Source organism: Geodermatophilus sp. DSM 44513, from assembly GCF_032460525.1.
Taxonomy (GTDB): domain Bacteria; phylum Actinomycetota; class Actinomycetes; order Mycobacteriales; family Geodermatophilaceae; genus Geodermatophilus.
On the sequence record NZ_CP135963.1, the window covers coordinates 325571 to 338391 of the forward strand.

Consider the following 12821-nt stretch of genomic DNA (forward strand, 5'->3'; position numbering starts at 1 on the left):
GGCGGCCTGACCACTCGGGGGGAGGGAGCCCGGGCTGCGGGCCGCCGCGGTCTCCGGTGGGGTGGGTGCGTGGAGCACACGGACCCGACCGGGCACCCCCGTCCGCTGCTGCGCCGGCCCTGGACCTCGCTCGACGGCCCGTGGGGCTTCGCCGCCGACCCCGACCTCGCCGGCACCGTCGGCGCGGTGTCCTTCGACCGCACCATCGAGGTGCCCTACGCACCGGAGACCCCGGCCAGCGGCGTGCACTGGACCGGCCCGCTGCACCGCGCCTGGTACCGCCGCCGGCTGCCCGGCCGGGCCGGTGACCGGCGCACCGTGCTGCACCTGGGCGCGGTCGACCGGGTCTGCGACGTGTGGGTCGGCGGCGCGCACGTCGCGCACCACGAGGGCGGGTACACGCCGTTCGCCGTCGACGTGACCGACGCCCTCGGGGACGACGGCGCCGACCTGGTGGTCCGCGCCGACGACGACCCGCGGGACCTGGCCGCCCCGCGCGGCAAGCAGGACTGGCGCGACGAGCCGCACGCCATCTGGTACCCGCGGACCACCGGCATCTGGCGCACGGCCTGGCTGGAGCAGGTGGCCGCGCGGCGGATCGCCGACGTGCAGTGGCGCGGCGACCCGCACACGCTGAGGGTCGACGTCCGGGTCGAGCTGGCCGTGCCGGTCTCCGGGGCCCGGCTGCACCTGCGGCTGCGGGCCGGGGACCGGCTGCTGGTCGACGACGTGGTGCGGGTGGACGGCGCCGTGGTCGAGCGGACCGTGCAGGTGGGCGACGGCGGCGTCGACGACCGGGAGGGGCTGCTGTGGCACCCGGGTCCGGACCCGGTGCTGCTGGACGCCGAGCTGGCCCTGGTCGCCGACGACGGCGAGGTGCTCGACGAGGTGGCGAGCTACACGGCGCTGCGCTCGGTGGCGGTCGGTGACGGGCGGCTGCTGGTCAACGACCGGCCGGTGCCGCTGCGGCTGGTGCTCGACCAGGGCTACTGGCCCGGCACCGGCGCCACCCCGCCGGACGTCGCGGCGCTGCGGCGGGACCTGGAGCTGACCCGGGCGCTGGGCTTCACCGGGGCCCGCAAGCACCAGAAGACCGAGGACCCGCGCTACCTGGCCCTCGCCGACCGGATGGGCCTGCTGGTGTGGGCGGAGATGCCGTCGGCGTACCGGCCTGGCCCCACGGCGAGCGCGCGGCTGCTGCGGGAGTGGACCGAGGTGGTCGTCGCGCACCGGGGCCACCCGAGCGTGGTGACCTGGGTGCCGCTCAACGAGTCCTGGGGCGTGCAGGAGGCGGTGGTCGACGGCCGGCAGCGCGGGCTGGTGCGGGCGATGGCCGCCACCGCCGACGCCCTGGACGGCACCCGGCCGGTCTCGGCCAACGACGGCTGGGAGACCCTCGGCGGCGACGTCCTCGGCGTGCACGACTACGAGCAGGACCCGGCGGTGCTCGGCGCGCGCTACGCCTCCGCCGAGAGCCTCGAGCGGGTGGCGCGGGGCCGTCGTCCCGACGGGCGGCTGGCCGACCTGGACCGGGCGGGGGTGGCCGGGCGGGCCGTCGTCCTCTCGGAGTTCGGCGGGGTGGCGCTGCGCGGCCCGGCCGACGAGGGCTGGGGCTACGCCGACGCCACGTCGCCGGAGGACCTGCTGGCCCGCTACCGCGCGCAGTGGGCCGCGGTGCACGACAGCAGCGCGCTGGCCGGCGCCTGCTGGACACAGCTCACCGACACCCACCAGGAGGTCAACGGCCTGCTCACCGCGGACCGGGAGCCCAAGGCCGACCTCGACGCGCTGCGCCGGGCCACCCTCGGCGAGGGCTGAGCCGCCCGCCTCGCTGAGCTGCGCCGACCGGTGATCACGGGCAGGCAACGATCGGCGCCCCGACCTGCGCACCGGGGTGCCCCGGGCCACGCTCAGGGGTGGACGCAACCGCCGATTGCCCGGAGGTCCCCGTGCGCAGCAGCAAGCGAGCCCTACCCCTCGTCGCCGCCGGAGTGCTGGCACTCGGCGCGTGCGGTGGCGGGGGCGAGGCCGTCGACACCGGGGCCGGCGGGGGCGGGGGAGGCGAGGGCGGCACCCTCGTCGCCGCGGTGGCCGCCCAGCCCGACCAGTTCGACCCGCACGTGACGACGGCCTACCCGAGCTTCCAGGTGCTGGAGAACGTCTACGACACCCTGGTCGTCCCGAACGCCGAGGACCTCACGATGGAGGCGAGCCTCGCGGAGAGCTGGGAGACCAGCGAGGACGGCCTGACCTGGACGTTCACCCTCCGCGACGGGGTGACCTTCCACGACGGCAGCGAGTTCGACTCCGCGGACGTCGTCTACTCGTACAACCGGATCATCGACGAGGAGCTCTCCAACTCCTTCCGGTTCGCCAACGTCGCCGCGGTGGAGGCGCCCGACCCGCAGACCGTGGTGATCCGGCTGAGCCAGCCGACGCCGAACCTGCTGGAGCGGATCGGCGCCTTCAAGGGGATGGCGATCCTGCCGGAGAACGCAGCGGAGGACCTCGACCTCACCACCGAGGCCAACGGCACCGGCCCCTTCCGGCTGGAGAGCTCCGACGCCAGCAGCACCGTGCTGACCGCCTACGCCGACCACTGGGGTGGCGCGCCGAGCGTCGGCGGCGTCGAGTTCCGCTACATCACCGAGCCGGCCGCGGCGTTGACCGCGCTGCAGAACGGTGAGGTGCAGTGGACCGACAACGTCCCGCCGCAGCAGATCGAGCCGCTGGCCGGCGACGACACCGTCGAGCTGCAGACGACGCCCAGCGTGGACTACTGGTACATGTCGATGAACTACGCGCGGCCGCCCTTCGACGACCGGGACGTGCGGCGGGCGATCTCCTTCGCCATCGACCGCGAGGCGGTGGCCGAGGCGGCCTGGTTCGGCGCGGCGCAGGCCAACCAGACGGCGATCCCCGAGGACAGCTTCTTCCACTACGACTACGCCCCGTTCCAGCGCGACCCGGAGCAGGCCCGCCAGCTCCTGCAGCAGGCCGGCGTGCAGACGCCGCTGACGATGGGGCTGATGGTCACCGACGAGTTCCCGGAGACGGTCACCGCCGCCCAGGTGATCGCCAGCCAGCTCGGTGAGGTCGGCATCGAGGTGCAGATCGAGACGCTGGACTTCGCCACCTGGCTGGACCGCCAGGGTCAGGGGGACTTCGACGCCTTCTACCTCGGCTGGCTGGGCAACCTCGACCCGGCGGCCTACTACCAGGAGCAGCACCAGACCGACGGGCCGAACAACTACCAGGGCTACAGCAACCCACAGGTCGACCAGCTGCTGCAGGCCGGGTCGACCGAGACCGACCAGGCGGCCCGCAAGCAGATCTACGACCAGGCCGCGCAGCTCATCGTGGACGACGTCTCCTACCTGTACCTCTACAACCCCGACGTCGTGCAGGCGTGGGCGCCCGGCCTGTCGGGCTACCAGATCCGGGCGGACAAGGCGATCAACTTCGAGACCGTGGAGCTGCCCTGACCGGGTACCTCCTCCGCCGGGTCGGCCAGGCACTCGTCGTCCTGGCGGGGGTGAGCGTCCTCGTCTTCGCCCTGGTCCAGCTGGTCCCCGGCGACCCGATCCGGCTGGCCCTCGGCACCCGGTTCGACCAGGAGACCTACGACGCGCTGCTCGCCCGGTCCGGCCTGGACCAGCCCCTGGTGCAGCAGTACCTCAGCTGGGCCGGCCGGGCCCTCACCGGAGACCTGGGCGTCAGCTTCCGCAGCGGGGAGACGGTGACGTCGCTGATCGCCGAGCGGCTGCCGGCGACCCTGACGCTGGCGCTGGCCTCGATCCTCGTCGCCCTCGTCATCGCCGTCCCGCTGGGCACCGTCTCCGCGCTGCGGCCCCGGTCCGTCGTCGACCGGATGGCGACCGTGGTCAGCCAGTTCGGCATCTCGGTGCCGGACTTCTGGATGGCGATCGTGCTCATCCTGGTCTTCGCCGGGACCCTGGGCTGGTTGCCCTCGGGCGGCTACGTGCCGCTGAGCGAGGACCCGGCGGGCTGGCTGCAGCGGCTGGTCCTCCCGGCGGTGGTGACCGGGACGGTGTCCGGGTCGGTCATCACCCGGTTCGTCCGGTCCAGCGTGCTGGAGGCCCTGGGGGCCGACCACGTCCGGACGGCGCAGGCCAAGGGGCTGCGCCGGCGGGAGGTGTTCACCTGGCACGTGCTGCGCAACGCGCTGCTGCCGCTGGTCACCGTGACCGGCGTGCAACTGGCCTACCTGCTCTCCGGCGTGGTCGTCGTGGAGATCGTCTTCGCCTGGCCGGGGCTCGGCCAGCTGGCCCTGCAGTCGGTCCAGGCCCGCGACTACCCGCTGCTCCAGGGGGCGATCCTGCTGTTCGCCGTGGTCTTCCTGGTCATCAACCTGGTCGTCGACCTGCTCTACACCGCCATCGACCCTCGGATCCGGCGATGACACCCGGCCTGGGCATGCCGCGATGACCGGCGCCCCCCTCCCCGAGCCGGCGCCCTCGCCGACGGCCACCGACGCCGGCGTGCCCTCCACGGCGCGCCCGCCGCGGCCCCGGTGGCGGGAGACACTCGGCCTGCTGGTCCGCAACCCGACCGCGGCGACCGCGGCGGCGCTCCTGCTGCTCGTCGTCCTCGTCGCGGTCTTCGACGAAGCCGTCGCCCCGGCCGGCGCCAACGACATCTCGGTCGAGGACCGGCTGCAGCCGCCCAGCCTGCAGCACCCGTTCGGCACCGACGACCTCGGCCGGGACATCCTCAGCCGGGTCGTGCTGGGAGCGAGCGTGTCGCTGCGGGTCGGCTTCCTCGCGGTGGGCATCGCCCTGGTCGTCGGCAGCCTCATCGGGCTGCTGGCCGGCTTCTACGGCCGCTGGGTGGACGACGTCCTGATGCGGGTCATGGACGTGCTGTTCGCCTTCCCGGCGGTGCTGCTGGCGATCGCGATCCTCGCCGTCCGCGGCCCCGGGGCCGGCAACACGGCCCTGGCCATCGGCGTCGTCTACGTGCCGATCTTCGCCCGGGTCACCCGGGCCAGCGTGCTCGGCGTCCGGGAGGAGGTGTACGTGCGCGCCTCCCGGTCGGTGGGGGCCTCGGACTGGCGGCTGCTGACCCGGCACGTGTTGCCCAACGCCGCGCCGCCGATCATCGTGCAGACCTCGATCAGCCTGGCCTTCGCCGTCCTGGCCGAGGCGGCGCTGTCCTTCCTCGGGCTGGGCACGCAGCCGCCCGACCCCTCCTGGGGGCTGATGCTGGCCGAGGGGCGCGGTTTCATCGACCTCGCCTGGTGGCTGGCGTTCTTCCCCGGGATGGCGATCTTCCTGACCGTGCTGTGCTTCAACCTGCTCGGCGACGGGCTGCGGGACGTGCTCGACCCGCGCCAGCGCACCCTGATGGCCGGGAGCGGGCGGTGAGCGAGCCGTCCCGGGGGAGCCGACCGGTGCGGTCGAGCGCCCCGCTGCTGGAGGTCGAGGACTTCCGGGTGCGGCTGCGCACGCCGCGCGGCCCGGCCCAGGTCGTCAACGGGCTGAGTTACACCGTCGGGCGGGGAGAGACCGTCGCCGTCGTCGGCGAGTCCGGCAGCGGCAAGAGCGTCTCGGTCCTGGCCCTGCTCGGGCTGCTCCCTGCCGGGGTGGCCACGGTGACCGGGACCGCGCGGCTGGACGGCGAGGACCTGCTGACCATGTCGTCCGAGCGGCTGCGCCAGGTGCGCGGCCCCGGCGTCGGGATGGTCTTCCAGGACCCGATGACCTCGCTCAACCCGGTGCTCACCGTCGGCCGACAACTGGTGGAGGGGATCCGCGCGCACGGCGAGGTGTCCAAGGCCGCCGCCCGGGCGCGGGCGGTGGACCTGCTGGCCGAGGTGGGGCTGCCCGACCCGGCCGGCGCCGTCGACCGCTTCCCGCACGAACTCTCCGGCGGCATGCGGCAGCGGGTGGTCATCGCGATCGCGCTCGCCCACGACCCCGCGCTGCTCATCGCCGACGAGGCCACCACCGCCCTCGACGTCACCGTGCAGGCGCAGATCCTCGACCTGGTGGCCGGCCTGCAGAGCGAGCACGGGACCGGGGTCATCTGGATCACCCACGACCTGGGCGTCGTCGCCGGCATCGCCGACCGGGTGCTGGTCATGTACGGCGGGCGGTGCGTGGAGGACGGCACCGTGGACGACGTCCTGGAGCGGCCCGCGCACCCCTACACCCGGGGCCTGCTCGGCGCGCTGCCCGACCTGGCCTCGACCGAGGACGGCGAGCTCGCCACCGTGCCCGGGGTGCCGCCCGCCCCCACCGACCTGCCGCCGGGCTGCGTCTTCTGGCCGCGCTGCCCGGTCCGCTCGGACCCGCGGTGCCAGACCGAGCAGCCCCCGCTGCTGCCCGTGTCCGGCCTTTCGCGCGCGGAAGGCCGTTCGGAGCCGGTGCACCGGGCGGCGACCTGGTGCGAGTCGTGAGCGACGACGTGCTGGTCCGCGCGCGCGGCCTGGAGGTGCACTTCCCGGTCCGCTCCGGCGGTGCGCTGCGGCGGACGGCGGGCGTGCTGCGCGCGGTCGACGGCGTGGACCTCGACATCCGGCGCGGCGAGACGCTCGGGCTGGTCGGCGAGTTCGGCTGCGGGAAGTCGACGCTGGGCAACGCCCTGCTGCGGCTGGTCGAGCCGACCGGCGGGACGGTGACCTTCGACGGCACCGACGTCACCGCCCTGGGCCGCCGCGAGCTGCGGGCACTGCGCCGGCGGGCCGGGATGGTCTTCCAGGACCCCTTCGCCTCGCTCGACCCGCGCCGGACGGTGCGCCAGACGGTGTCCGAGCCGCTGGAGGTGCACGGCCTGCGGTCGGGACGGCGGGAGCGCGCCGGGCGGGTCGCCGAGCTGCTGGAGCTGGTCGGCCTGGACCCCGCGGTCGCCGACCGCTACCCCCACGAGTTCTCCGGGGGTCAGCGGCAGCGGGTCGGCATCGCCCGGGCGCTGGCCGGGGAACCGGACTTCCTGGTCTGCGACGAGGCCATCGCGTCGCTCGACGTCAGCGTGCAGGCCCAGGTGCTCAACCTGCTGCGCCGGCTGCAGCGCCGGCTCGGGCTCACCCTGCTGTTCATCTCGCACGACCTCTCCGCCGTCCGGCACGTCTCGGACCGCATCGCGGTCATGTACCTGGGGCGGATCGTCGAGGTGGGCCCGGCGTCAGCGGTCGGGTCGGACCCGCAGATGCCCTACACGCAGGCCCTGCTGTCCGCCGTCCCGGTGCCGCACCCGGCCCTGGAGCGCGCGCGGCAGCGGGTCGTGCTGCGCGGCGACGTGCCCTCGCCGACGGACGTGCCTGATGGCTGCCGCTTCCGCACCCGGTGCCCGTCGGTCTTCGAGCCCTGCCCGGACGTCGACCCCGCGCTGCAGCCGGCCGGCGCGCCGGGGCAGCTGGCCGCCTGCCACCTGCACGGCGTCGTCGGCCGTCCGGTCGGGCGGGACGGCGCGGTCGCCGCCGGCTGAGCATCCGGGCCGATACGGGCCGACGGCCCTGTGTGCCAGGCTGGCCCGGTGGGCGGGGTCGAGCACAAGCGCGGCGGGCGCACGGCGGCCCACGGGTACTACCGCGGGCACAGCGTGCACGCCGCGCCCGGGGTGCACGAGTACGCGGTGGAGCTGGTGCGGGCCGCCCTGCCCGACGGGGGTCGGGTGCTGGAGGTCGGTGCCGGCTGCGGTGCGCTGGCGCTGCGGATGCGCGACGCCGGCCTGGACGTCGTCCCCACCGACCTGGACCCACCGCACGACTGGGTCCACCGGCTGGACCTGGACGCCCCGGAGTGGACCGAGCAGACCCGCGGCCCGTTCGACATGGTCGTGTGCGTCGAGACGCTGGAGCACGTGGAGAACCCGCGGCAGGTGCTGCGCTCGATCCGCTCGCTGCTGCGCCCTGGCGACCGGCTGCTGGTCAGCACGCCGAACGTCACCCACCCGCACTCGCGGCTGAAGATGTTCCTGCGCGGCGCGCCGTTCATCTTCGGCCCGCGGCACTACCACGAGCCCGGGCACATCACGATCCTCCCGGACTGGATGCTCACCGAGCACGTCCGGCTGGCCGGCTTCGGGTCGATCGAGGTCACCCGGGGCGGGGACGTCTTCTACACCGGCGCCACCCGTCTGGCCTACCGCGTCGAGATGGCCGCGCTGGCGCTGCTCGGGCTGCGACGGCGGACGCAGCGCGGCGAGGGCATCTGCACGTTCGTCACCGCGGTCGCGGTCTGACACGCCGGCGTGTCCGGTGTCCGCCGGGGTGACCGACCGGTCCACGGGCGCTCCCACGCTCGGACCCGTCGACTTGTGGGTGCCCGCTGGGGCGGGTCGCCGTGGTCGTTGGGACGGATGGCAACGATTCGGGCCACGGGACGCCGGGCCACGTCGCGAGCAACCGGGTGTAGCCGGTTCCACCACATAGAGTTCCGTCACCGCCGCCGGTCCGCCGGCGGCACACGGGAACCGTCGCCCTTCCCCGGTGGCGGTCCCGTTGTCGGGGGAGGAGGTGGCCGGTGATCACCGTGGGCACCCGGTTCGACGAGGTGGTCCTGGGCGGCGTCGTCCGTCAGGGCTGGTGGCTCGTGGTCGAGGACGAGGACGGACCCGGCCTGGTCGTCGACGGTCCCTTCGGCGACCGCGACGAGGCCGCGTGGGCCTCCGACGACATCGAGGACGGGCCGGTCGGCGTGCAGGCCGTCTACGGCGTCCGGCGGGCCGACGGGCTGCTGCGCCGCCGCGCGTCCCCGCAGGACCGCTCCTGGTGGTCCTTCCTGGGCGAGCAGGCCGACCGGCTGCCCGAGGGCTGGGACGCCGACCTGGACGACGACCACCCGTTGCCCGGCCTCGTCCTGGAGGTGCTCGGGGTGCTGGCCGAGGCGGGCCTGTTCCTCTACGACCCGGCCGGCGCCGAGGGCGAGCTCGGCGGGGTGTGCCTGACCCCGGAGGAGGCCCTGGACGGCGTGGTGGTCAGCTGGCGACAGCACGACCGGATGAGCCGGGACCGCGTGCACGGCGCCGCCGCCGACGCGCTGGTGCAGCAGGTGATGAACCGGGCACTGACCGAGGTGCTCGCCGGGCGCGGCTTCGCGGTCGACCCGCTCGGCGGGGCCTGCGTCGTCCGGGAGGCCGAGGCGGCCGCGTAGCCCGCCGCCCCGGGCTAGCGTGGCAGTCGTGGTCGCCCCCTTCCGTCCGCCCTGGTTCGGCAACCGGGGCGTGCAGGTGCTGGCGGGTGCCGCGCTCGTGTACAGCCTGGTGCAGCTGGTGGGGCACCTCGTCGACGCGCAGTGGGGGTCGGCGTTCCTGGACGTCGCCTGGTGCGTGCTGTTCGGCTACGTGCTGGTCGAGTCGCTGCGCTTCCGCCGGGACCAGGAGGCGCAGCAGGGTGGGCGGCCGGGGCCCGGCGGGTGATCCGTCCCGCGGGATAGCCTGGCCCCGTCAGGAGGGCTCGCCTAGCGGCCGATGGCGGCGGTCTTGAAAACCGCTATGGGGTCACACCCATCGTGGGTTCGAATCCCACGCCCTCCGCGTCTGACCAGCGGTTTGCGTCCCCGGGGAAACCCCGGCGAGGGCCGCCCGGCGTCGCCACCCACTCGCGTGCCCGCTACGTGCCCGGACGGTTCGCGGTCGTGCCCGCTGCGAGGTGCCCCAGGCGGGCCGCGACCTCGGCGTCGCGCCGCTCGGCCGGGTGCTGGTGGGTCATCGCCGCGCGGGACGACGAGTGGCCGGCACCTCGCATGACCTCGGCCAGGGTCGCCCCGCTCTACGCCGCGAGGCTGTTCGCTGGTCGGGGTGACGGCGGCTCGGCGCAGCCGGAGCAGGCCGGGGCCGTCTAGCACGATCGGGCGGCGGCGCGGGCCGTGTCCCGTTCGCTGTCCCAGCGACCGAGCAGGTCCGCACGGATCTGCTCCGCGTGGGCGGTGGCCGCTTGTTCAAAACCTCGATCTGCCGCTCGGACTAGTCTACGGCCAGCGCCGACGTGCGGCACCGGACTGGATCCGATGTATTCGGGCCACCCCAGCTCTGGCTGGTCCCCGATACGCTGCGACGCATGACGCCTTCGGGTAAGCGGAGAAGCAGACCCGCAGGACTGAAGCGACCCTGTACGCACTTGAGAGCAGGGAAATCATTGGGGCGGGCAACCGAGCCGCTCGAAACGGTGGTCGCTGACGAGGAGAAGCCTGTTGACCGGCGAACTCATTTGCTCAGCACGCGTACTACGGCTGTGGCAACGGTGCTCGGCGCTGTGGTTGGTGGAATGGTAGGGGGGGTCGGTGGATCTTGGTATGGAGCTACGGCAGCGGATGACAGGTCGAAAGAGGAGTTCCTTCGAAGTGAGCGGATCGTGGCGTATACGCAGTATCTGACAGCGGCAGACGGTGCTTGGCAGAGGATGGAATCGTCCCTCGCTGTCGACCCCACTTCCTATAGGGGAATTCTCACACCTCAGCCAATGTCATCCGACACGCGTGCGGAGCTGAATGGGGATGTGGATCACCTGCTCGACCTGCAATCCCATATAGTGCTGGTCAGTGCTGACAACGACAACGGCTATGCTCTCAGGGATTCTGTGAGGAATCTTTGGGCGACCCTTCGCAGCGGCCTCGAATTCGTAGATATGGCGAATGCTTGCAGATACGACCGCAAGTATGCCGAGTGCAATGGCTTACCGGATGTCGCAGCGACGGGCACCGTTGATCCGAACGATCCGGGCGACTACCGCCACTTCCACGGAACGCGGACAGCATTTTTGGCCGCGGCCCGACACGAATTGGGCATAGACTTATAGCACCTGTTCCCCTACCTGCCGCACCAGTCGGGCTACAACGACCGGCTGCCCGCGCCCTGGCCCACACGCTCCGGTGGCTGATCATCGTGCTGGCCTACGAAACTGACCTGCTCGCCGACGACGTGTGGGTGGTCGACTCCACCCCGGTCGAATGCGCGCGCTCTGGGAGGCAGCACTCCGATCAGAACTCGCCGTCTGAGCCGAGTAAGGCTACTGCGCAGGCCCACTGGCACCGTCACCGCCGGGCGGGCAGCCGGCGGATCGCGGCGGCCAGGGTGCGCCCGCCCAGCCGCCCCTCGGCCAGCCCGAGGGCGACCACGTCGTCGAAGACCCGCTGGTCGGCGGCGGCCGCGCGGACGGTGGCGTCCATCAGCCGCGGCCACCGGGACAGCTCGGAGGCCGCCCGGGTGGAGCGCAGGTGCGCACCGAGCCGGCCGCGCAGCGCCGCCCGATACCGCGCGCCCGCGCCGGCCCCGGCCGACCACGCCCCGCCGGCCAGCGCGCCGGACAGCACGGCGTAGAAGATGCCCTCCCCGGTGAGCGGGTTGACCAATGACGCGGCGTCGCCGGTCAGCAGCACCCGGCCGTCGGGCAGCCGCGGCCGGCCGGTGGACAGCGGCAGCCGGTGCGCGCGCAGCCCCTCCGGCGCCACGCCCGGCAGCAACCGGTGCAGCCCCTCGACCAGCGCCGCGCGGGTCGCCCCGCCGGACACCAGCTCGCCGTAGCCGACGTTGGCCCGCCCGTCGCCCAACGGGAAGGACCACGCGTAGGCCGGCCAGCGCTGCTCGGTGGTCACCAGCACCTGCGTGGCGCCCTGTCCGGGCAGCGCGGGCGCGTAGCCGCGGATGGCCACCGCCAGCCGGTCGGGCCGGTTGCTCGTCAGTCCCAGGGCCCGCCGGACGGCGGACTCCGCGCCGTCGGCACCGACCAGCACCCCCGCCCGCAGGTCGCCGTCGACGGTCACGCCGTCCGCGTCGACCGCCACGGAGCGCACGGTGTGCCGCCGGACCTCCGCCCCGGCCGTCCGGGCGGCGTCCAGCAGCCGGGCGTCGAACACCTCCCGGGGGACGACGGACGACGGCCGGTGGGTGTCCCGTTCCACCACCGCCCCACCGGGCGAGCGCAGCGACAGCCGCGGCACCGGCGGGTACCCGGCGACCAGCGCGCCGGCGTCCACCCCGAGCCCGGCGACGACGTCGAGCGCCTCCGGGGCGATCCCGTCGCCGCACACCTTGTCGCGGGGGAACTCCGCCCGGTCGAGCACCAGCACGCTCGCCCCGGCGCGCCGGGCGGCCAGCGCGGCCGTGGACCCGGCGGGCCCGCCCCCGACCACGACGACGTCCCAGCGCTGCACCCGCCCGACGCTAGGCGCTGCCGCCCGGCCCGGCCTCCCGCGCCCGAGCGGCCTTCCGACCGGCCTTCCGCGCGCGAAAGTCCCCTAGACCGCCCTTATCGCGATATTGGCTGCCGTCGGGGTCAGGGGCGGACGCCGCTCCACTTGCGCGCCGGGTGCTCGTAGCGCTCCACGAACGCGACCAGCTCCGCCGCCCCGGTGACCACGCCCAGCGCGTCCAACCGGGCCGCGTCGAGGTAGCCGTCGTCCACCATGCGGTGCAGCTGGGCCAGCAGCGGCTGCCAGAACCCGTCGACGTCGACCAGGACGACCGGCTTGGCGTGCAGGCCGAGCATCCCCCAGGTCCAGGCCTCGAACAGCTCGTCGAGGGTGCCCGCGGCGCCGGGCAGGGCGACGAACGCGTCGGCCAGCTCGGTCATCCGCGCCTTGCGCTCGTGCATCGTCGCCACCACCTCGAGCCGCGGCAGCCCGGGGTGGGCCAGCTCGTCGTCCACCAGGTGCTGGGGGATGACGCCGACGACGTCCCCGCCGGCGGCCAGGGCGGCGTCGGCCACCACGCCCATCAGCCCGGCGCGCCCACCGCCGTAGACCAGACCCACGCCGGCGCGGGCGAGGTCCCCGGCGAGCCGGGCCGCCGCCGCCCGGTGCGACGGCGGCCCGCTCTGGGACCCGGTGAAGACGGCGACGCGCACGACGCCCGGCCCGTCC

General features: G+C 74.2%; 10 protein-coding genes, 1 tRNA gene and 1 pseudogene. 10 read left to right on the forward strand and 2 right to left on the reverse strand.

All coding sequences use genetic code 11. The features are described 5' to 3' along the window. Positions 1-69 precede the first annotated feature (69 nt). The 10 genes from RTG05_RS01540 (at position 70) to RTG05_RS01585 (ending at position 9498) form a co-directional block, all read left to right on the forward strand. Positions 70-1818, forward strand: a complete 1749-nt coding sequence (locus RTG05_RS01540; protein ID WP_166527157.1) for a glycoside hydrolase family 2 protein — start codon at positions 70-72, stop codon at positions 1816-1818. A 131-nt stretch (positions 1819-1949) separates the two neighbouring features. Next, positions 1950-3485, forward strand: a complete 1536-nt coding sequence (locus tag RTG05_RS01545; RefSeq protein ID WP_166527158.1) for an ABC transporter substrate-binding protein — start codon at positions 1950-1952, stop codon at positions 3483-3485. Further along, a complete protein-coding gene (locus RTG05_RS01550; RefSeq protein WP_166529430.1) occupies positions 3482-4423 on the forward strand; it encodes an ABC transporter permease in 942 nt (313 codons plus the stop codon). Before RTG05_RS01545 ends, RTG05_RS01550 begins: the two co-directional genes overlap by 4 nt. Positions 4424-4445: 22 nt before the next feature. After that, entirely contained in the window at positions 4446-5387 is a 942-nt protein-coding gene (locus tag RTG05_RS01555) for an ABC transporter permease (RefSeq protein WP_208104746.1), read from the forward strand. 26 nt (positions 5388-5413) lie between these two features. Continuing rightward, the gene (locus RTG05_RS01560; protein ID WP_166527159.1) at positions 5414-6421 is read left to right on the forward strand and encodes an ABC transporter ATP-binding protein; all 1008 of its coding nucleotides are present in this window, start codon (positions 5414-5416) and stop codon (positions 6419-6421) included. Then, entirely contained in the window at positions 6418-7449 is a 1032-nt protein-coding gene (locus RTG05_RS01565) for an ABC transporter ATP-binding protein (RefSeq protein ID WP_166527160.1), read from the forward strand. Before RTG05_RS01560 ends, RTG05_RS01565 begins: the two co-directional genes overlap by 4 nt. Positions 7450-7497: 48 nt before the next feature. Beyond that, entirely contained in the window at positions 7498-8205 is a 708-nt protein-coding gene (locus tag RTG05_RS01570) for a class I SAM-dependent methyltransferase (RefSeq protein ID WP_315912224.1), read from the forward strand. Between the two features lie 281 nt (positions 8206-8486). Next, complete coding sequence (locus tag RTG05_RS01575) at positions 8487-9116, forward strand: hypothetical protein (RefSeq protein WP_166527162.1); 630 nt, start codon at positions 8487-8489, stop codon at positions 9114-9116. Between the two features lie 28 nt (positions 9117-9144). Continuing rightward, complete coding sequence (locus tag RTG05_RS01580) at positions 9145-9381, forward strand: hypothetical protein (protein WP_315912225.1); 237 nt, start codon at positions 9145-9147, stop codon at positions 9379-9381. Between the two features lie 30 nt (positions 9382-9411). Then, positions 9412-9498: transfer RNA gene (locus RTG05_RS01585), tRNA-Ser, on the forward strand. A 1496-nt stretch (positions 9499-10994) separates the two neighbouring features. Here the strand turns inward: RTG05_RS01585 and RTG05_RS01590 are convergent. Continuing rightward, positions 10995-12122: pseudogene (locus RTG05_RS01590) on the reverse strand (NAD(P)/FAD-dependent oxidoreductase); the annotation flags it as partial. A 113-nt stretch (positions 12123-12235) separates the two neighbouring features. Then, a complete protein-coding gene (locus RTG05_RS01595) occupies positions 12236-12805 on the reverse strand; it encodes an LOG family protein (RefSeq protein WP_166527165.1) in 570 nt (189 codons plus the stop codon). Positions 12806-12821 lie beyond the last annotated feature (16 nt).

Excerpts from the sequence above, each read along its gene's own strand:
- RTG05_RS01555 (WP_208104746.1), top strand. The coding sequence starts at position 4,446 with ATGACCGGCGCCCCCCTCCCCGAGCCGGCGCCCTCGCCGACGGCCACC.